The sequence below is a fragment of the Mesorhizobium sp. WSM4822 genome (assembly GCF_055811155.1).
The window spans coordinates 351044-371224 of sequence record NZ_JBVVQM010000001.1; the positions used below are offsets into that span (position 1 = coordinate 351044).

The 20181-nt window shown below is 62.9% G+C and carries 18 protein-coding genes and 1 pseudogene; 13 read left to right on the forward strand and 6 right to left on the reverse strand.

Features of this window, described 5'->3' with window-relative positions; all coding sequences use genetic code 11:
* Positions 1-98 precede the first annotated feature (98 nt).
* From AC0L3E_RS01850 to AC0L3E_RS01870, 5 genes are all read left to right on the forward strand, one after another.
* The gene (locus AC0L3E_RS01850; RefSeq protein ID WP_473604096.1) at positions 99-1595 is read left to right on the forward strand and encodes an FAD-linked oxidase C-terminal domain-containing protein; all 1497 of its coding nucleotides are present in this window, start codon (positions 99-101) and stop codon (positions 1593-1595) included.
* Between the two features lie 295 nt (positions 1596-1890).
* Positions 1891-2487 carry an ASCH domain-containing protein gene (locus AC0L3E_RS01855; RefSeq protein WP_473604097.1) on the forward strand — a complete coding sequence of 199 codons (597 nt, stop codon included), beginning with the start codon at positions 1891-1893 and terminating at the stop codon, positions 2485-2487.
* The gene (gene glcE, locus AC0L3E_RS01860) at positions 2484-3689 is read left to right on the forward strand and encodes a glycolate oxidase subunit GlcE (protein WP_473604098.1); all 1206 of its coding nucleotides are present in this window, start codon (positions 2484-2486) and stop codon (positions 3687-3689) included. The genes AC0L3E_RS01855 and glcE overlap by 4 nt, the downstream gene beginning before the upstream one ends.
* A gap of 11 nt (positions 3690-3700) precedes the next feature.
* Complete coding sequence (gene glcF / locus AC0L3E_RS01865) at positions 3701-4999, forward strand: glycolate oxidase subunit GlcF (protein ID WP_292563981.1); 1299 nt, start codon at positions 3701-3703, stop codon at positions 4997-4999.
* 30 nt (positions 5000-5029) lie between these two features.
* Positions 5030-6037, forward strand: coding sequence for a hypothetical protein (locus AC0L3E_RS01870; RefSeq protein ID WP_127318606.1), 1008 nt, complete (start codon positions 5030-5032; stop codon positions 6035-6037).
* A gap of 9 nt (positions 6038-6046) precedes the next feature.
* On the opposite strand, the gene AC0L3E_RS01875 is transcribed toward AC0L3E_RS01870, so the two are convergent.
* Entirely contained in the window at positions 6047-6967 is a 921-nt protein-coding gene (locus tag AC0L3E_RS01875; RefSeq protein ID WP_127268830.1) for a bifunctional 5,10-methylenetetrahydrofolate dehydrogenase/5,10-methenyltetrahydrofolate cyclohydrolase, read from the reverse strand.
* 260 nt (positions 6968-7227) lie between these two features.
* Positions 7228-7965, reverse strand: a complete 738-nt coding sequence (locus AC0L3E_RS01880; RefSeq protein ID WP_292337430.1) for a L,D-transpeptidase — start codon at positions 7963-7965, stop codon at positions 7228-7230.
* 215 nt (positions 7966-8180) lie between these two features.
* On the opposite strand from AC0L3E_RS01880, the gene AC0L3E_RS01885 reads away from it, so the two are divergent.
* The gene (locus tag AC0L3E_RS01885; RefSeq protein ID WP_127268832.1) at positions 8181-8819 is read left to right on the forward strand and encodes a DNA-3-methyladenine glycosylase I; all 639 of its coding nucleotides are present in this window, start codon (positions 8181-8183) and stop codon (positions 8817-8819) included.
* A gap of 2 nt (positions 8820-8821) precedes the next feature.
* Here the strand turns inward: AC0L3E_RS01885 and AC0L3E_RS01890 are convergent, their stop codons facing one another.
* A complete protein-coding gene (locus AC0L3E_RS01890; RefSeq protein ID WP_127268833.1) occupies positions 8822-9073 on the reverse strand; it encodes a hypothetical protein in 252 nt (83 codons plus the stop codon).
* Positions 9074-9533: 460 nt separating this feature from the next.
* Here AC0L3E_RS01890 and hisS point away from each other — a divergent pair, with 460 nt between their 5' ends.
* From hisS to AC0L3E_RS01915, 5 genes are all read left to right on the forward strand, one after another.
* Entirely contained in the window at positions 9534-11036 is a 1503-nt protein-coding gene (gene hisS / locus AC0L3E_RS01895; protein ID WP_473604100.1) for a histidine--tRNA ligase, read from the forward strand.
* 60 nt (positions 11037-11096) lie between these two features.
* Positions 11097-12218 (forward strand): ATP phosphoribosyltransferase regulatory subunit, encoded by a 1122-nt coding sequence (locus tag AC0L3E_RS01900; protein WP_128309575.1) that lies wholly within the window; start codon positions 11097-11099, stop codon positions 12216-12218.
* Positions 12215-12913 (forward strand): ATP phosphoribosyltransferase, encoded by a 699-nt coding sequence (gene hisG / locus AC0L3E_RS01905; RefSeq protein WP_128309576.1) that lies wholly within the window; start codon positions 12215-12217, stop codon positions 12911-12913. Before AC0L3E_RS01900 ends, hisG begins: the two co-directional genes overlap by 4 nt.
* A gap of 331 nt (positions 12914-13244) precedes the next feature.
* On the forward strand, positions 13245-15017 hold the full coding sequence (locus AC0L3E_RS01910; RefSeq protein WP_473604101.1) for an AMP-binding protein: 1773 nt from the start codon (positions 13245-13247) through the stop codon (positions 15015-15017).
* Positions 15018-15086: 69 nt separating this feature from the next.
* Positions 15087-16190: a calcium:cation antiporter gene (locus AC0L3E_RS01915; RefSeq protein WP_127269260.1), complete on the forward strand. Its 1104-nt coding sequence runs from the start codon at positions 15087-15089 to the stop codon at positions 16188-16190.
* Positions 16191-16610: 420 nt separating this feature from the next.
* Here AC0L3E_RS01915 and AC0L3E_RS01920 read toward each other — a convergent pair.
* Both AC0L3E_RS01920 and AC0L3E_RS01925 read right to left on the reverse strand, forming a co-directional pair.
* Positions 16611-16808, reverse strand: a pseudogene (locus AC0L3E_RS01920) (DUF899 family protein); the annotation flags it as partial.
* Between the two features lie 373 nt (positions 16809-17181).
* Complete coding sequence (locus AC0L3E_RS01925; RefSeq protein ID WP_206517178.1) at positions 17182-17766, reverse strand: GNAT family N-acetyltransferase; 585 nt, start codon at positions 17764-17766, stop codon at positions 17182-17184.
* 136 nt (positions 17767-17902) lie between these two features.
* On the opposite strand from AC0L3E_RS01925, the gene AC0L3E_RS01930 reads away from it, so the two are divergent.
* Entirely contained in the window at positions 17903-18112 is a 210-nt protein-coding gene (locus AC0L3E_RS01930; RefSeq protein WP_127330081.1) for a hypothetical protein, read from the forward strand.
* Positions 18113-18232: 120 nt separating this feature from the next.
* Here AC0L3E_RS01930 and AC0L3E_RS01935 read toward each other — a convergent pair whose 3' ends face one another.
* The gene (locus tag AC0L3E_RS01935) at positions 18233-18916 is read right to left on the reverse strand and encodes a glutathione S-transferase family protein (protein ID WP_127269670.1); all 684 of its coding nucleotides are present in this window, start codon (positions 18914-18916) and stop codon (positions 18233-18235) included.
* Between the two features lie 438 nt (positions 18917-19354).
* On the opposite strand from AC0L3E_RS01935, the gene AC0L3E_RS01940 reads away from it, so the two are divergent.
* Positions 19355-20158: a hypothetical protein gene (locus AC0L3E_RS01940; RefSeq protein ID WP_473604102.1), complete on the forward strand. Its 804-nt coding sequence runs from the start codon at positions 19355-19357 to the stop codon at positions 20156-20158.
* Positions 20159-20181: the final 23 nt, after the last annotated feature.

The window sequence follows — 20181 nt, forward strand, 5'->3', positions numbered from 1 at the left end:
CTCAGCCTTGATGCCGGATTCCCAACCACCACAGGATTTGCACCCAGCGCGCTTCACTGGTAAAAGATTTTGACCAGTCAAGCGAAATGAGGCTGCCGATGTCCGGCCTGGCCATGCCGAAACCAGACGACGCCACGATGCGCCGGCGCGACGAGATCGTCGCCGACATGCGCATCATCGTGCCGGGTGAGGGCGTCGTCGACGCCGCCAATTCCATGCGCGCCTTCGAGAGCGACGGCCTGACCGCCTATCGGCAGCTGCCGCTGGTTGTTGTTCTGCCGCAAACCGTGGCGCAGGTGTCGCGCGTGCTGAAATACTGCAACGATCGCAACATCCGCGTCGTGCCGCGCGGCTCCGGCACCTCGCTGTCGGGCGGCGCGCTGCCGCTCGAGGACGCGGTGCTTTTGGTGATGAGCCGCTTCAACCGTATCCTCGAGATCGATTTCCCCAATCGCGTCGTCGTTGCCCAGCCGGGCGTCACCAATCTCGGCATCACCACCGCCGTCGAGCAGCAGGGCTTTTACTACGCCCCCGATCCATCCTCCCAGATCGCCTGCTCGATCGGCGGCAATGTCGCGGAGAATTCCGGCGGCGTGCACTGCCTGAAATACGGCCTTACCGCCAACAATGTGCTCGGCATCGAGATGGTGCTGATGAATGGCGAAGTGGTACGGCTCGGCGGCAGTCACCTCGATGCGGAAGGTTATGACTTGCTCGGCGTCATGACGGGTTCGGAAGGGCTGCTTGGCGTCGTCACCGAGGTCACCGTGCGCATCCTGAAGAAACCGGAGACGGCTCGCGCACTGCTGATCGGCTTCCCGACCAGTGAGCAGGGCGGCCAGTGCGTCGCCGACATCATCGGCGCCGGCATCATTCCGGGCGGCATGGAGATGATGGACCGGCCGGCGATCCACGCCGCCGAGGATTTCGTCCATGCCGGCTATCCCCTGGATGTCGAAGCGCTGCTGATCGTCGAGCTCGACGGGCCGGGCGTCGAGGTCGATCATCTGATCGGTCTGGTCGAGGCGATCGCCTACAAGAACGGCTCGACCACCTGCCGCATTTCGCAGTCCGAACAGGAACGGCTGAGCTTCTGGGCCGGCCGCAAGGCGGCGTTTCCGGCCGTCGGCCGCATCTCGCCCGACTACTACTGCATGGACGGCACCATCCCGCGCAAGGAGCTGCCGCGCGTGCTCGCCGGCATGCGCGAGCTGTCGGAAAAATACGGTCTCGGCGTCGCCAATGTCTTTCACGCCGGCGACGGCAATCTGCATCCGCTGATCCTCTACGATGCCAACGTACCGGGCGAACTCGACAAGGCCGAAAGCTTCGGCGCCGACATATTGCGGCTCTGCGTCAAGGTCGGCGGCGTGTTGACCGGCGAACACGGTGTGGGCGTGGAAAAACGCGACCTGATGCCGGAAATGTTCACCCAGGTCGACCTCGACCAGCAGATGCGCGTCAAATGCGCCTTCGATCCCAACCATCTGCTCAACCCGGGAAAAGTGTTCCCGCAACTGCGGCGATGCGCCGAACTCGGCCGCATGCACATTTCCGGCGGCAAGCTGCCGTTTCCGGACATTCCGAGGTTTTAACTGGACATGTCGGTGCTTGAACGCCCCCCTCTGTCCTGCCGGACATCTCCCCCTCAAGGGGGGAGATTGGCAGCTCGCGCGCCTCGCCCTTTTGTCACCATTGGAGATTGGCGAAGCCATATGCGACATCCGATCTCTCCCCTTGAGGGGGAGATGTCCGGCAGGACAGAGGGGGGCGCCAAGGAACTCAGCATATCCGAACTCGCGTCTGGCATAGAATTCGCCCCCTCTCCGTCTCGGGCTTTGCCCGAGCCACCTCTCCCCCGCTTTGCGGGGGCGAGGAACCCATGCCCGAGTGAGGTTTGAGTTGCTGTTCAAACAATCCTTGCTGGACAAGATCGCGCGCAATGAAGTGACGCTCGCGTTTCGCCGCTGGAAGCGGCCGACCGTCAAGGCCGGCGGGCGGGTCAGAACGGCGTCAGGTGCGGTTAGGATCGGGGACATCTCGATCGCGAGCGGCTCCGAATTGACGGAGAAAGACGCGACCGCAGCCGGCTTTCCGTCCCGAGGAGCCCTTCAGGAGATGCTTGGCCCCGATGACGGTACCCCGGTCTATCGCATCGAGCTCAAAGGCATCGAGCCCGACGAACGCGTTGCCCTGCGCGGCGACGCCTTGCTTTCCGATGAGGACTGGCATGCCTTGACCCAGCGTTTTGCGCGCTGGGACAAAACGGCACCCGGCTACTTCCCGTCGATCCTGCAGGCGATCGGCGCCCATCCGGAAGTGCCGGCTGCTGTCCTGGCCGACAAGGCCGGTGTCGAAAAGCTGAAGTTCAAGCAGGATGTCCGCAAGCTTGGGGAACTCGGACTCACCGAGAGTCTCCAGATCGGTTATCGGCTGTCGCCACGGGGCGAAGCCGTGCTCGAAAGGCTTCGGGAGCACAGGCTTTGACTACTTTCACCCCAACCACGTCAGACGAAGTTCTCTCCACCGTCGCCTGGGCAGCGGCGGAAGGCTCGCCGCTGGAAATCCTCGGCCACGGCTCCAAGCGTGGCATCGGCCGGCCGCTGCAAACCGAACACACGCTCGACCTGTCGAAACTCTCGGGCGTCACGCTCTATGAACCGGCTGAACTGGTGCTGTCGGCCAAGGCAGGCACGCCGCTGGCCGAGATCGAAAAGCTGCTGGCGGAAGACGGCCAGCAACTTGGCTTCGAGCCGATGGACTACGGTCCGCTGCTTGGTGGCGAGCCTGGCAAAGGCACCATCGGCGGCGTGCTCGCCGCAAACCTCTCTGGGCCGCGCCGGCTCAAGGCAGGGGCTGCGCGCGATCATGTCCTGGGCATCAATGTGGTGTCCGGTCGTGGCGAGTCCTTCAAGTCGGGCGGCCGCGTCGTCAAGAACGTCACCGGCTATGACATGTCGAAGCTGATGGCCAACAGCTGGGGCACGCTGGCCGTATTCACCGACGTCACCTTCAAGGTGCTGCCCGCAGCCGAGACCGAAGTCACGCTCGCCATCCGTGGCCTGCTCGACGATGCCGCGGCCGCCGCCATGGCCCTGGCGCTCGGTTCCAGCGCGGAAGTGTCGAGTGCGGCCCATCTGCCGGAGCGCATCGCTGCACGGGTCGCTGGCAGCGCGCTCGGCAGCGACGCTGCAACGCTGCTGCGTGTCGAAGGCTTCGGCCCGTCGGTTGCCTACCGCATCGCCGCGCTGAAAACGCTGCTCGGCAAGGCCGGGCCGCTGCAGGAGATTGCCGGTGACGCTTCACGGCTGATCTGGCGCGATGTACGCGATTGCAGGCCCTTCGCCGACAACAGCGAGAAACCGGTCTGGCGTGTCTCGATGACGCCGGGACAGAGCCACCAGATGGTCCTGACGCTGCGCATGCAGGCCGCCGTCAGCGCCTTCTATGACTGGCAAGGCGGGCTGGTGTGGCTGCGCATGGAACAAGGCGACCCGGAAGCCGCCCTGCTGCGCGGGCTGTTGAGGAAACATGGCGGCGGCCATGCGACGCTGGTGCGCGCCGCACCTTCGCATCGCGCCGCCCTGCCGGTGTTCGAACCGCAGCCGCCCGCACTTGCTGCACTCAGCCAGCGCCTGAAGCAGGAATTCGACCCCAAAAACATCCTCAATCCCGGCCGAATGGCTTAGGATCCAACGCGATGCAGACCAATTTTTCGCTTGCCCAGCTTGCCGATCCGCATGTCGCGGAATCGGAAAAGATCCTGCGCAAATGCGTGCATTGCGGCTTCTGCACCGCCACCTGCCCGACCTATGTGACGCTTGGCAACGAGCTCGATTCACCGCGCGGGCGCATCTACCTGATCAAGGACATGCTGGAAAACGGCCGTCCCGCCGATAAGGAGATCGTCACCCATATCGATCGGTGCCTGTCGTGCCTCGCCTGCATGACCACCTGCCCGTCGGGCGTCAACTACATGCATCTGGTCGACCATGCCCGCGCCCATATCCAGGAGACCTATAAGCGTCCGCTGCTCGACCGCCTGACCCGCGCCATGCTGGCGTTCGTGCTGCCCTATCCCCAGCGTTTTCGCGCAGCGCTCAAGCTTGCGAAGCTGGGCAAGCCGTTTATGGGCTTGTTCGACAAGGTTCCGACGCTGAAGCCGCTCAGTGCGATGCTCAAGCTCGCGCCGGCGTCGATCCCGGCAGCTTCGCCGATGGGCTCGCCAGGCATCCATGCCGGGCAGGGGAGCAAAAGAGGCCGCGTCGCCATCCTCACCGGCTGCGCGCAATCGGTGCTCGATCCCGCCATCAACGACACCACGATTTCGCTGCTGACGCGGCTCGGCGTCGAGGTCGTGGTGCCACCGGGCGAGGGCTGCTGCGGGGCGCTGGTTCATCATATGGGGCGCGAGCAGGCCGCGCTTGCCTCGGCGAGGCAGAATGTCGACGCCTGGACGCGCGCCCTCGACCAGGGCGGGCTCGATGCCATCGTCATCACTGCATCCGGCTGCGGCACGACGATCAAGGACTACGGTTTCATGCTGCGGCTAGACCCAGCCTATGCCGACAAGGCGGCGCGCGTTTCGGCGCTGGCCAAGGACATCACCGAATATCTCTCGACCTTCGACCTGCCCGAACCGGTGCGCAAACCGGGCACGGTTGTCGCCTATCACTCGGCCTGTTCGATGCAGCACGGCCAGAAGATCACCCGCCAGCCGAAGGAACTGCTGGCCAAGGCCGGCTTCATCGTGCGAGAGCCGCGTGAAGGACATCTCTGCTGCGGTTCGGCCGGCACTTACAACATCCTGCAGTCCGAAATCTCGGCCAAACTGCGCGACCGCAAGGTGAAAAACATCGAGGCGACGGGGGCTTCGATCGTCGCCACCGGCAACATCGGCTGCATCACCCAGATCGCTTCCGCCGCGAAGATGCCGGTGGTGCACACGATCAAGCTGCTCGACTGGGCCTATGGCGGCGAGCCGCCCAAAATGAGTTGACGGCGAAGCATCCGCTAAGGACGATGCGTAATGCCCAACTCACAACAGCAAGATATCGAAACCGTGGTTCGCCTTCTGTCGGAGGAGTCGCGTTCGACATTTCAGGCTCGCTATGCCGATTGCGAAGTCATTATCGCCCGATATTTGAAAGACGGATCGGCGTTCTTGATTCAGCTCATCGAGGCGGCCGTCGAAGCCGGCGTCCACCGGATCACTCTTATCGACGACGCGGTCTCGTTCCTTGACGATGCGGATCTGGCTCGCCTTGCAACCCTCCTGCAAGATGCGGCGGAAGGCGGCGCTGACGTTGAAGACCTGTTGGCTCGCGCCGCCTTGCAGGCGCCCGAGTTGTTCCCGGACGAAGTGTTGGCAGACATTCCAGATTTTGAGGATTGGCAAACCCACGCCGATCCTCGCTTGCCGCCGGCCTGTCACCATCTCGTCCTTGAAGGCGGCACGCCAGACGACTCGCCGTTCCCGACGCACCGCAATCATCCCACCTGGCATCTGCCGACGGCAGGACAGCCGTTCACGATCGGCGGTGAGGGAAGGGGCCTGTGTCCGGCTTGCGGCAGGCGGCTGGTCCATCTCGTCACCCTGAACGAGTTCGGCGCCGGGATAATGCCGCCCTTTCCCCGGCTGCGCATCGAGACCTGCGACGGCTCGCTGGAACCGGCCTATTATTCGCACGATGCTGCGGGCATGCCGACGCCGATCGCGCCGTTTCATTCCGATTATGGCTCCGCAATCGAGCCGGCTTCGAAGGAGAGCACCGTCCGCCTGGCGCCTACGCCGCCACGCTGGCTCAGGCAGTCGTGGGGGATCAGCAATTCGCGGCAAAATCTCTTCCGGCTTGGCGGGCTGCCGTCATGGGTTCAAGGGCCGCAATTTCCGTTGGTTCCCGGAACAGATCGGGAAATGAAATTTCTTCTGCAATTCGATTCACTGGCAGGCTTCTTTTGGGGCAGCGGCGGCATGCTTTATGTCTTCTGGGACGAAGAATCCCGGATCACATGCCACGTGCCGCAATACACGTGACGAAAGCAGCTACTCCGCCGCGAGCCTGTCGGCCGTACCGTAGGTCGCCTCATAAAGCGCACGCTGGCGGCTGAGCGCGACCATGGTGTTGCGCAGCAGGATGGCGACCGTGATCGGGCCGACACCGCCCGGCACCGGTGTGATCCAGGAGGCGACCTCGCGCACGCTTTCGGTGTCGACGTCGCCGACGATGCGGCTGGAGCCGTCGGGGCCGATTTCGGAATTGATGCCGATGTCGATGACGGCAGCACCCGGCTTGACCATGTCGGCCTTGATCAGCCGCGGCTTGCCGACGGCGACGAACAGCGCATCGGCGCGCCTTGCATGGGCGGCGACCGACCGCGTCATGTGGTGGCACACGGTCACCGTCGCGCCTTCGCTCATCAACAGGAAGGCGATCGGCTTGCCGACGATTTCCGAATGGCCGACGATGACGACTTCCAGTCCCTTGAGGTCGAGGCCGGTTTCCTTGAGCAGTTCGACCGAGGCGGCCGCCGTGCAAGGCGCGAGATCGAGCTGGTTGTAGACGATGTTGCCGATCGAGGCCGGATGCATGCCTTCGACATCCTTCAGCGGATGCACCGCCGCCTGCAATGTCCTGATCGGGATATGCACCGGGACCGGCCGCTGGATGATGATGCCGGTAACGCGCGGATCGGCATTCAGGCCGTGAATGGCCGCTTCCAACTCGCCTGCCGTGATGGTGGCGGGAAAGCGCCGCTCCTCGAAATCGATGCCGGCGAGCTCAGCCTTGGCGCGCTGGTTGCGCACATAAACATCCACCGCATCGGTGTCTCCGACGGTGATTGAGACCAGCTTGGGGGGAAAACCCTCGGCTTTGGCGATCGCTGCGTCCTCGGCAACGGCGGCGATGATGCGCTGGGCGACCGGGCCGCCCTTGAGATAACGGCTGTCTTCGGACAGGGGCATGGGTGAACTCTTTTGTGGAACTAGCCACCGAGATAGCAAAAGAACGCGGTAAAGGGCAGCATGAAAGCGAACCGCTATGCCCGTTGCGCGACGCGTCGGTGACCTTTGCCCTCGATTTCTGCTCAAAAACGGAAAGGGCAGCGCGGTTTCCCGTGCTGCCCTTCCTGACCGGCCGCATCCCCATACGGCCCGTCCCCCGTTGTCCCTAAACCGGCCCGAAAAGCGGACTGCTTTGCTGGCCAGGTGATTCGCAAGGATTATTATATCACCTCGACCGTGGTTCCGACATTGACCCGCTCATAAAGGTCGACGACGTCCTCGTTGCGCATGCGGATGCAGCCTGACGACACCGCGCCGCCGATCGTCCACGGCTGATTGGTGCCGTGGATGCGGTATTCGGTCGTGCCGAGGTAGAGCGCGCGGGCGCCAAGCGGGTTCTCCGCGCCGCCGGCAAGATAGGTCGGCAAATAGCGGCCCTTGGCGGCTTCGCGCTTGATCATCTGCGCCGGCGGGCGCCAGTCCGGCCACTCGCGCTTGTTGGTGATCTTGTGCGTACCCGACCATTCGAAGCCCGGCTTGCCGGTGCCGACGCCATAGCGCCTTGCCTTGCCGTTCTTCTCGACGAGGTAGAGGAAGTTCTGGGTGGTGTCGATGACGATCGTGCCCGGCTTCTGGCCTCCGTCATAGTCAACTTCCTGCGGCAGGTAGATCGGATTGATCTGAGGACGCGCGAGCATGCGCTTGGCCGGCGGCTGCACCGCCGCCGTCTGCACCCGGTCGGGCTGCGCCAGTCGCAGGCGCCGCTGTTGCTGCACCACCTGGCGGTTCTGGCGCACGATGCCGGGTGCCTGGCCAAGCTGCAGCACCCAGGGTGCGGAAAGGTCGGGGCTCACCATTACCGGCGGCCTGTCGGCATAGCGGTCGCCGGCGGTGGAGGGTGTGACGCCGGCGGCAAACACAGCCACGGCGCCGAGCACGGGAAACAGAACTGTCTTCATCGTAACGCACCTTGATCGTCTGATACAAAACGGGTGGAAACGTCCTCCCGGTTCGGCGATCATTGGCGCGCAAGCAGCAACCGAAACATGAATCGGAATGCGTAAAATGCGGAACTGTCGGTAAACCTTTTGGTGTGGTTACCGCAGGGTTCAGGAATCTGGTAAAGCCGCAGTAAATGCCGCGCAAAAGCGCGTTAACGAACGGATTTTGGCTTATGGACAAGGAAAACACCGGCCTGCTCGCCGGTCCCGACGGTGTCGCGCGCTGCTTCTGGCACGGCAATCTGCCCGACTATCTGCACTACCACGATCATGAATGGGGCCGGCCTGTGGCCGACGACCGCAGGCTGTTCGAAAAGATCTGCCTCGAAGGCTTTCAGTCGGGCCTGTCGTGGCTGACCATCCTGCGCAAGCGGGAGAATTTTCGCGAAGCCTTCGCTAATTTCGAGTTCGACAAGGTCGCCGCCTTCACCGACAAGGATGTCGAACGCCTGCTCGGCAATGCCGGCATCATCCGCCATCGCGGCAAGATCGTCTCGACCATCAACAACGCCAAGCGCGCCCGCGAAATGGCCGACGAATTCGGCTCGCTGGCCGCTTGGTTCTGGAAGTTCGAACCCGGTAAGGACGAGCGGCCGCAAATCGTCGACCTCGCCCATCTGCGCGCCAACCCGACAACGGCCGTCTCTGTGCGGATTTCGAAGGAGCTGAAGAAACGCGGCTGGAGCTTTGTCGGCCCGACCACGGTCTACGCCTTCATGCAGGCCATGGGCCTGGTCAACGACCACCTCGAGGGCTGCGTCTGCCGCAAAGAGGTCGAGAAGCAGCGGAAGGCTTTCAGGCGGCCGAAATAGGCTCAGGTGCCGTTGGCGCTGGCCAGCACCAGGCCGGCGACGATCGCCACCACCGTGGCCACGGTCGGATAGATCACCAGCAGGCCGGTCATCAACGCGTCGCGCATGGATGGTCCCTTGCCGGTCTCGCCGGGCACTTCGAACGGGCCGGCAGCCTGGCTGATCATTTTCGGGGCGTTGATGTCGGCCGGGCGCAGGCGTGCGGGCAATTCGGCATCGCTGTCGATGGCGTGGAATCTTGCTGTGCTGGTCATGGCCGCGAACCCCTCATTTCCCGCGCTTTATCGGCGACGATTGTGTCGGCACGATGCCGTACCCGTGGCGGGATTGTTTCATTTTCGCTGCGTTTTGTTTCAGAGCTTGGCTCGGGTGGTAGGCCCAAATCTTGGTCGTTCTGCGCCGCCCCTCATCGCCCTGCCGGGCACTTCTCCCCGTATAGCGACGGGGAGAAGGACGCCCTCGTCGATGGTTTCGCCAGTCGTCCAGGTTGCAAGAGAATGCCCGAGTCCGCGTTCAGCTCTCTTCTCCCCGTCACTATACGGGGAGAAGGTGCCGGCAGGCGGATGAGGGGCGGCGCTGTACTTGCAAAGCTATCGAACTGTTCCTAGCCACCTCGTAGAGAGGGTGCAAACCCTTGCTGGTCCTCGCCGCTTCGGTTAGGACACGCCCACTCGCAATATGTCATCGATTACTTAGCAAAAAAGACCCCAGCTCATGGCCGACAAATCGGAAAAGACGAAAGCGCGACTGCCGCGCGGTTTTGCCGACCGCAGCGCCGAGGACATCCGCGCCGTCGAGAAGATGATGGCGACGATCCGCTCGGTCTATGAGCTCTACGGTTTCGAACCGGCAGACCAGCCGCTGATCGAATACACCGATGCGCTCGGAAAATTCCTGCCCGACCAGGACCGGCCGAACGAAGGCGTGTTCTCCTTCCAGGACGATGACGACCAGTGGCTGTCGCTGCGCTACGACCTGACCGCGCCGACGGCCCGTTTCGTCGCCGAGAATTACGAGCGCCTGCCCAAGCCTTACCGCAGCTATCGCTCCGGCTGGGTGTTCCGCAACGAGAAGCCAGGCCCCGGCCGCTTCCGCCAGTTCATGCAGTTCGACGCCGACACGATCGGCACGCCGGGCGTGGCCGCCGACGCCGAGATGGCGATGATGATGGCCGACGTCATGGAAGCGCTCGGCATCAAGCGCGGCGACTACGTCATCCGCGTCAACAACCGCAAGGTGCTGGATGGCGTGCTGGAGGCGATCGGCCTCGGCGGTGAGGAGAATGGCGGCCGCCGGCTGACGGTCCTGCGCGCGATCGACAAGCTGGACAAGCTCGGCCCGGAAGGCGTGAAGCTTTTGCTTGGCCCGGGCCGCTGGGACGGCGGCAAGGAGGGCGAAGGCGACTTCGCCAAGGGCGCCGGGTTGAACAACGGGCAGGCCGAGGCGGTTCTTCTCGCGACCGCGAGGACCATACAGGCCGGCCAGGATTCCATGGTCAGTTCGAACGCCATCTACCAGGAAGGCGTCGGCGAACTCGCCACGATTGAAGCGCTGGTCAGGGCGGCGGGATATGGCGAGGACCGTATTGCCATGGACCGCTCGGTCGTGCGCGGCCTCGAATACTACACCGGCCCCGTCCTCGAAGCAGAGCTTCTGGCCGAAATCCCCAACGAAGACGGCCAGATCGTGCGCTTCGGTTCGGTCGGTGGCGGCGGGCGCTATGATGGCCTGGTGTCGCGCTTTCGTGGAGAGCCTGTGCCGGCGACCGGTTTTTCCATCGGCGTCTCCAGGTTGATGACGGCGCTGAAGAACCTCGGCAAGCTCGACGCCTCGGACGTGATCGCGCCTGTCGTCGTGCTGGTGATGGACAAGGACACCGACAGCCTCGGCCGCTACCAGAAGATGGTGGCGGAGCTGCGCGCCTCCGGCATCCGTTCCGAAATGTATCTCGGCGGCGCCGGCATGAAGGCGCAGCTCAAATATGCCGACCGGCGCGGCTGCCCGGTCGCCATCATCCAGGGCGGCGACGAGCGCGCCAAGGGCGAACTGCAGATCAAGGACCTGATCGAAGGCGCGCGCATGTCTGCCGAAATCACCGACAACGCCGAATGGCGCGCCGCCCGCCCGGCGCAGGTGACGGTGGCGGAGGGCGAACTGGTCGCCGAGGTGAAGAAGATATTGGCGGCGCAGGCTGAGGAGAGGGCGCGTGGCAAGTAGAGGCCGCGTTGGCGCCTCTGGTTTGGGACCAGAGGGTCGTGCAGCACTGAGGTCAGGAAGTTGACCTCCCGCACCCCCGCCATCTCCACCGACATCACCAACCTCTTCGCCACGCGCGACACGCACGCCGTCGAGGTCGCCATATTGCAGCCGGCGGACCCCTTCCTCGACATGGCCGGCGAGGATTTGCGCCGCCGCATCTTCCTGACCGAAAGCGAGACCGGCCAGACGCTGTGCCTGCGGCCGGAATTCACCATCCCCGTCTGCCTCGACCACATAAGCTCGCAGGCCGGCACACCCCGCCGATATTCCTATCTGGGCGAGGTGTTTCGCCAGCGCCGCGAAGGCGGCAACGAGTTCTTCCAGGCCGGCATTGAGGATCTCGGTGACCGCGATACCGCTGGAGCCGATGCCCGCTCGGTGGCCGACGCGCATGCGCTGCTGTCGCTGGTGCTGCCTGGTCAGGCGCTGGCGATCACGCTAGGCGACCAGACCATTTTCGAGGCGGTGCTGGCCGCCCTTGGCCTGCCGCGCGGCTGGCGCATGCGCCTTGCCCGCGCCTTCGGCTCGGCGCCGATGCTTGAGGCGGCACTCGCCGATCTCGCCAACCCGCCGCGCAACAGCCAGCTCTCCGGTCCGGTCGCCGCCCTCGTCCTCGACGGTGATCTGGACGGTCTTTCCGCCCATATCGCCAGCGGCATGGAAGAGGCGGGCCTGTCGGCGTCCGCCGGACGCGCGCCGTCCGACATTGCCCGGCGGCTGATCGAGAAAGCCGAATTGCGCAGCGTTCGGCTGTCGAGCGAGGCTTTTTCCGCGCTGAAGGATTTTCTGGCGATCGACGTTCCGCTTGATGGCGCGGCCCAGGCACTGGAGACCTTCGCCACCGGCGCCGGGCTGTCGCTCGATGTCGCGCTGGAAAAGTTCGCTGCCCGCGCCAAGGCGATCGAGGCGCACGGCTTGCCGGCCGATAAAATCCGCTACGACGCCGCCTTCGGCCGCCCGCTCGATTACTACACCGGCCTGGTTTTCGAAATCGCGGCCGACAATGGCGACCGGCCGCTGGTCGGCGGCGGCCGCTATGACCGGCTGCTGACCCTGCTTGGCGCGAAGACGCCTATCCCCGGCGTCGGCTTTTCCGTCTGGCTCGACCGCATCGAGGCATTGCGGGAGACGGCGCCATGATCACGCTGGCGATCCCGTCGAAAGGCCGACTGAAAGAACAGGCGCTGGAAGTACTGGCCAAAGCCGGCCTCGCCGTCAGCCTGCCCGGCGACGAGCGCAAATACCACGCCCGCGTCGAGGGCCTGGACGATGTCGAAGTGGTGTTCCTGTCGGCTTCCGAAATATCAGGCGAGATCGGCCAGGGCGCCGTCGATCTCGGCATCACCGGCGAGGATTTGGTGCGTGAAAACCTCGCCGATTGGGAGACTCGTGCCGAAATCGTCGCCCGTCTCGGCTTCGGCCATGCCGATGTCGTGGTTGCCGTGCCCGACATCTGGCTCGATGTCGACACCATGGCCGATCTCGACGACGTCGCCGCCGATTTTCGGCAGCGCCATGGCCGGCGGCTGCGCATCGCCACCAAATACTGGCGGCTGACGCAGCAATTCTTCTCGCAGAAGCACGGCATCCAGGTCTATCGCATCGTCGAGAGCCTGGGGGCTACCGAAGGCGCGCCGGCGGCCGGTCTGGCCGATGTCATCGTCGACATCACAACCACCGGCTCGACGCTGCGCGCCAATCATCTCAAGGTGCTGGGCGATGGCCTCGTCCTGCGCTCGCAGGCCTGTCTGGTGGCGTCGAAGAAGACACGGGCGGCGGCGGATGATGCGCTCTTGCGCGACATTGCCGCGAAGATGGCGGCGGCGGCCGGATAGGAATTATTTCCTTGACCGGTGAGGGCAGCTATGCTACATTTTTGCCCATGGTGCTGATTTGCGCCGGTGACCCGCCGCCCAGGCGGGTTTTTTCGTTTTGGCGCGCTTCGTCAGCCAACGCGAAGCTCCGGAGCATCGTTGACCGGATCGTTGCCCTTTCACGACCATCGGCGGGATTTCCTCCACTCCGGCAGGCTGATAGGCTCGGCTAATGCATGTCGCCCAAAGTGATCTCGGTTTTGGGAGAACGACATGCATAAAAGCAAGGACCTAGAACGCGTCGCATGATTCTGTTTCAGCGCGACGCACTTAGTCCCGGGAGGAGAGAGCGATGCCGGTCAATCTCGACGAGCTGAAGAATGCCAGCAATCTGCGCGGACGCGGCGCGCGTGCTGGCGGTGTCTTCGTGGCACCCGTCGACAACAGGGCGCATGTCTCTGGCGAACGCAGCGTGCCGCTGCTCGACAAGACCATCCCCGCGCTGTTTTCCGACACCGTCAGCAAATACGGCACGCTCGACGCCGCAGTCTTCGTCGACCAGGACAAGCGCTTCACCTGGAGCGAACTGTCGGACACGGTCGACGCACTGGCCGCCGGCTTCCTGGCGCTGGGCTTGGCAAAGGGCGATCGCGTCGGCATCTGGTCGCCCAACCGCTGGGAGTGGCTGGTAACGCAGTTCGCCACCGCCCGCATCGGCCTGATCCTGGTCAACATCAACCCCGCCTATCGGTTGACCGAGCTCGACTATGCGCTGAACAAGGTCGGTTGCAAGGCGCTGGTCACCGCTGCCAAGTTCAAGACGTCAGACTATCTCGGCATGATCGAGACGCTGGCGCCCGAGATCGCCAAGGCCACACCGGGCAAGCTCAAGGCGCAGAAACTGCCGGCGCTGAAGATCGTCATCCGCATGGGCGACGAGAATTCGCCCGGCATGTTCAATTTCGGCGACGTGCTGGCCATGGCCGGGCGTGACGAGCATGACAGCCTCGACCGCATCTCGGAGAAGCTGAAGCCGGGCGAGGCCATCAACATCCAGTTCACCTCAGGCACCACGGGAGCCCCCAAGGGCGCGACGCTGACCCACAACAACATCGTCAACAACGGCAATTTCGTCACTTCGGCGATCAAGCTGACCGTCGACGACCGGCTGTGCATCCCGGTGCCGCTCTATCACTGCTTCGGCATGTCGATGGGCACGATGGGCTGCGTCACGAAGGGCGCCACGATGGTTTTCCCGGGCGAGGGCTTCGATGCCGGCGCGACGTTGAAGGCGGTGGCTCAGGAACGCTGCACCGGGCTCTATGGCGTGCCGACCATGTTCGTCGCCCTGCTGGATCATCCGGATTTTTCCGCCTTCGATCTCTCCAGCCTGCGCACCGGCATCATGGCCGGCTCGCCATGCCCGATCGAGGTGATGAAGAAGGTGGTGTCGCTGATGCATATGGAACAGGTGACCATCGCCTACGGCATGACCGAGACCAGCCCGGTGTCGTTCCAGAGCGGCGTCGACGACCCCTTGGAAAAGCGCGTCTCGACCGTCGGGCGCATTCACCCCCATGTCGAGGTCAAGGCGGTCGATGCCGATGGCGCTACCGTTGCGGTCGGCGTACCGGGCGAGCTTTGCACGCGCGGCTATTCGGTGATGAAGGGTTACTGGGACGACGACGACAAGACCCGCGAGGCGATCGACAGCGACGGCTGGATGCACACCGGCGACCTCGCCACCATAGACGCCGAGGGCTATTGCAACATCGTCGGCCGGGTCAAGGATATGGTTATCCGCGGCGGCGAGAACGTCTATCCCAGGGAGGTCGAGGAATTCCTCTACCGCCATCCAAAGCTCAAGGAGGTGCAGGTGTTCGGCATTCCCGACGCCAAATATGGCGAGGAGCTGTGCGCCTGGATCGTGCTCAAGCCCGGCCAGATCGCCACCGAGCAGGAGGTCAAGAACTTCTGCGCCGGCCAGATCGCCCATTACAAGATCCCCCGCCACATACGCTTCCGCACCGAATTGCCGATGACGGTGACCGGCAAGCCGCAGAAGTTCTTGATGCGCGAGGCGATGGTGGAGGAACTGGGGCTGGTGGCGCAGAAGACGGCGTGAACGGGTGAACGCTTCGATCTGTCGGTGCGCGAATGCAGCCACGGTTCGCAGCAGCGCGCAGGGGCCTGCATGAGCGGTTTCGGACGTTCGGTGACTTCGTATGCGATGCCCTTGGCCGCCTTGGTGATGGCTGTCGCCGTCAGAGCCGGCGGACTGTCGGCGGACGAAGGTTCGCTGAGCGCCAGGATACTCGTCGGAGCGCTTTCGAGTGCGATTATGTTCACCACCATTTTCGTGGTCCTCGACCACGCCGAGGCGGTGGCTCGGCGTGTAGGAGAGCCCTACGGCACATTGGTGCTGACTTTTGCCGTGACGGCAATCGAGGTGTCGATCATCGTTTCCATGATGCTGCATGGAGAGAACAACCCTACGCTTGCACGTGAGTCTGTCTTTTCAACAGTGATGATTGCATCCACCGGCGTCGTCGGCACCTGTCTCGCGCTTGGCGGCTGGCGTCATCGCAAGCAGGCAATTGTTCGACAAGGGACCAGCGCATATCTCGCGGTTCTGATCGCGCTGACCATCATGACGCTTATTCTGCCAACCTACACACAAGCTACGGGGCCGGGCACATTTTCGGCAGCTCAACTTGGCTTTGTGAGCGTGCTTTCGGTGCTGCTTTATGCAAGTTTTGTGTTCGCGCAGACTGTCCGCCACCGAGAAGACTTTGTCGAAGGGCAGGCCCACGGCGTTTCGCTGCGGACTGCCCCTCACGAAAGCGTCTTTGCCGGCGCATTGCTGCTTTTGATCGGGCTGATTGGCATTGTCATGCTCGCCGAGCAGGTCGCCGCAAGCGTCGAGGATACGCTCGTTGCCTATCAGGTGACCCAGGCTGACAGCATTGTGGGGGCATTGATCGCCGGGCTGGTTTTGATGCCAGAGGCCATTTCGGCGGTTCGCGCTTCACTCAACAATGAGCTGCAACGCGGTTTGAATGTCGCGATGGGTTCCGCTTGCGCCACAATCGGTTTGACAATACCGGCGGTCGCGGCCGCCAGCCTGCTGACGGGAAGAGGGTTAACCCTGGGGCTTCCAGCGACTGACACAGTGCTTTTGATTTTAGCGCTCTTCATATGCAATGTGAGTTTTAGCACTGAAAGAACAACATTCTTGACGGGCGCTGTCCATATCGTGGTATTTCTTACATATATATTTCTTATATTTGTACCATGAAAACTTGGCCCAGGCTGGCAATTAGATACAGTGGCGCGACTGGTCGTCAACGGACTGCTTGGGTTCTTCAGTCTGGAAGCCCACAGCGAACTGCAGCCCGTTGCCTGAGATGGCGTTTCCGCTTCCGCACCGAATTGCCGATGACCGTGACCGGCAAGCCACAGAAGTTCCTGATGCGCGAGGCGATGGTGGAGCAACTGGGGCTGGTGGCGCAGAAGACGGCTTGAGGGCTGGCTTCGCGGTGCGGCTGGGTTGCTTTGAGCCAACTGTCGACGACGGCGACGAGGTAATGACGTCTCAATCGGGCCGAGAGCGGACTGGCGGCTTTGGGCGGCTTCCGCACAAAGCTGCCGGCCGTGAGCCGTGACGCAGAAAGGCTCATTTGTCATCCGAGCGTCATTCCACGGCTTCCCGGAGTGGCTACTCGTATCGATCGTGGCGACGTACCCAGTCCATTCCCTCCTTCTCGTTGCGGCCTTTCGGCATGAGGTCGAGCATGGCGTAGGTGCCCATCATCACCTCAACGCCGCGCCCGTAGGTGGAGTAGGTGCGAAAGACCTCGCCCGCGTGCTTGAAGAAGGCGCTGACGCCGGGCCATTCCTCGCCGGTCTCCCGCCATGGGCGTTCCCCGTTGCTGCAAACATCGTCATTTCCGGTCCTCGGTCGAATTCGGCGTTTCCAACGGTTGCGATCCGGAAACGCTATTTCGGACGGAGGCCAGATGGGAGTTACAAGTGTGACGTGATTTCAATGGGGGCCGTCTGCAGAATGGCGGTTCACCGCGCGGCAAGCGAGATAGCTGTCATAAGCTGATCTATAGGCGGGCAGCGGCCCTATCATCCCGCGAAGTTGGCACAGTTGCCAAGAGGTGCCCGCGATCCGCTTTCCCACCGGCGAGAAGGGCCAGGTGCGCGGCTTCGACGGGTGTGCTCGACAGCTCCGTGGACGCCCTGAACGTCCCAAGGGTCAAACTATCTGATCAAACTGACGCTCAACGAGGTCGCCGCAGCATCGGGATGAGCGTCGGCGACGAACCGACCTGGATCGCGCCGAGCGATTCGAAGCCGTGCCGCTGGTAGAATGATATGTTACGCGGGTTCGAGGATTCCAAATAGGCCGGCGCGTGATCGCGGTCGCACTGCGCGAGTGCGTACGCCATCAAGGCATCGCCGTGACCTTCGCCTTGATGCGCCGGGTCGACGCCGATCAGGGGCAAGTACCAATGCGGTTCGGTCGGGTGGTACGTGGCCATCTGCTCGAATATGGCCGCGGTTTCAGGGGCGAGAGAGGATTCAACCGTGCTCTCGATCACGGCGCCAAGCTCTTCCTCGTCGGAATGCACGCCGGGCGGCAGCCACAGCGCCGTCCCGGCGTAGCCGTCGGTGCAAAAGGCGCTTCCGTTAGAGAATGCCCTGCGCCCGAACGCACGCGCCATTCGCGGCATGGCTGCAAGGTACGGGTGTGCATGCGGCCAGGTCCACCGCGCCATAGGGTCCGCTGCAAACGCCAGCACGATTATCTCGACCGCTGAATCTTCATCGGCTGCGTCCATAACTCTCACTGTCGGCGACTTCACGCTGCCCTCCTGACGTAGGTGGTTCGACGAGGCGCCCGCGCCCGTTCTCAGCAACGCATCGTAACCCGGATGGAGTGGGAGCGATACCGGTTGCTGTCGGCTCAGCGGTTCTGGAAAAGCTGAAGCTGCCCGGATCGTGCTCAAGCCCGGCCAGATCGCCCACTACAAGATCCAGCGCCACATCCGCTTCCGCACCGAATTGCCGATGACGGTCAGCAAGCCGCAGAAGCTTTTGATGCGAGGCGATGGTCGAGGAACTGGGGCTGGTGACGCAGAAGAAGGCTTGAGGGCTGGTCTCGCGCTGCAGCTGAGCCGACGTCGAGCCGTGAACTCGATTGGCGTCTAATAGCGCTGGGTCGTCCAGGCTGACATTGCACTGCATTGGTTGGGCATCCGAGCATCGCACTGAACCCGGCCGCCAGCGGTGCTCGAATCCACCGGCAGCAGAAACTGCCGGTGGCACGGGTCATACGGCATCTGCCTCGTTTTGCGGGAACATGGCGCGACGTGATTCCGCATCGAGATCAGCCTTGAAGGTATGCCTTGCCTTCATGTCCAGGGCTCGCTGGACCGCAGGGCGCTTGGTCGCCTCGTCCATGAAGCGCACGACATTGGGATAGTCGCCAAGACCCTTCTCGCCGAATGCATATCCGGCGGAGGCGGCCCAGCCCCAAAGCGCCATGTCGGCGATCGTGTACTCGTCGCCGGCCAGATAGCGGGCCTTTCCAAGCCGACGGTCCAGAACCGCGTAGTGGCGCTCGAGCTCCTTCACGTAACGATTTTTCGCATAGGCGATATCTTCCGGCGCGTAATGCAGAAAGTGGATTGCCTGGCCGGAAAACGGCGATAGGCCCGTTGCCACGAACTGAAGCCATGACAGCATCAAAGCCTTGGCCTTCAGTTCGCCCGGAATGAATTTTCCGTGCTTCTCGGCGAGGTAGAGGAGGATGGCGTGGGAGTCGAATATCGTCACCTCCCCGTCAACCATCGCCGGCACCTTGCCATTTGGATTGATCTCCCTGAATTCCGGCGTGTGCTGCTCGCCTTTGAAGATATCGACCGGCGAGACGTCGAAGGGCAATTCCAGCTCTTGCAGCAGCACCGCCACCTTCATCGAATTCGGCGTGGCGTGAAAATACAGATTGAGCATCTTTTTCTGTTCCATCGTTGAACATCCACCCAGTCCGCCCGATCGGCGTCTGCTGATGTTGAGCGCCTGAAACATGCTGGCCTGCCCGCCAACACGCCAATCGATCTTGCGGATTGGTGGCATCGAGCCCGTTCATGGCAGGTCGGGCGATCGGACGGGTTTGGATTTTAACAAGTCCCAAACCCATGAACGCGATCGATTCGTCTCATCGTGAAACGCGATTTCTCGAGGCGCGCTCAGAGTTCTAGAGCGGTGACATCAACCGACCGAAAGGAACCAATCATGATCTCTCGTTCTCTAATGTCTGGCGTCGCAGCCATGATTCTCTTCAACATTGTATCGCCATCGATGGCCGGCAGCACGGCTCAGGGGATTTCGTTCGCCTCCGACCAGAGTTAACCGGAGAGCATGACATGGTCGGCCAGGCAGGACACCTTTATGGTCGGCTCGGTGCGTCATGGCCTGGTGGCCAAGGTCGACAAAACCGGGAAGTACACGGTGTTCGTGCACGATGCGAGGCTGGTTTCCACGGCGGGTCTGCTCGTCGACGACAAGCGCAACACGCTTTGGGTGACGAACTCCGATCCGGGCGTCGGCGATCGCACCGGTGCGGCGAGCAAGGGCAAGCTTGCGGCGGTGGCCACCTACGATGCCACGACCGGCCAGCCTCGGGCCTATTACGATCTCGGCAGCCTCAGCGAAGGTACGCATTTTGCCAATGACATCGCGCTCGATGCCGACGGAAACGCTTATGTGACCGACAGTTTTGCTCCGATCGTCTATCGGATCGACACAGCGGGCGAGGCGGCGATCTTTGCGCAGGATCCACGCTTCACGAATGGCGACGGCTTCAAGCTGAACGGCATCGCCTGGCACAAGGATGGCTATCTGCTCGTGGGCAAATACAATACGGGTGAGCTGTTTCGCGTCAGTATCGCCGACCCCCGCAAGATCGATCCGGTTAAACTGCCCGAGGCCCTCACGGGTGCCGACGGCATTCAGTTGATCGATGACCAGCACCTCATCGTGGTGCAGAACCTGGGCGCAGATCGCACCGTCGAACTGGTATCCGCCGACGGGTGGGCATCGGCGACGATCGTCCGGCAGGAGCGCAGCATCATGTCGATGCCGACGGCCGCGGCGATCTTGGGCGACGATGTCTACGTACTGAATTCGCGGCTCGACACGCTGTTCGATCCGGCTGCCGACAAGGTTGGCGACTACCTGCTTCAGAAGCTCTGATTGCACGGCATGTGGTAGCCGGA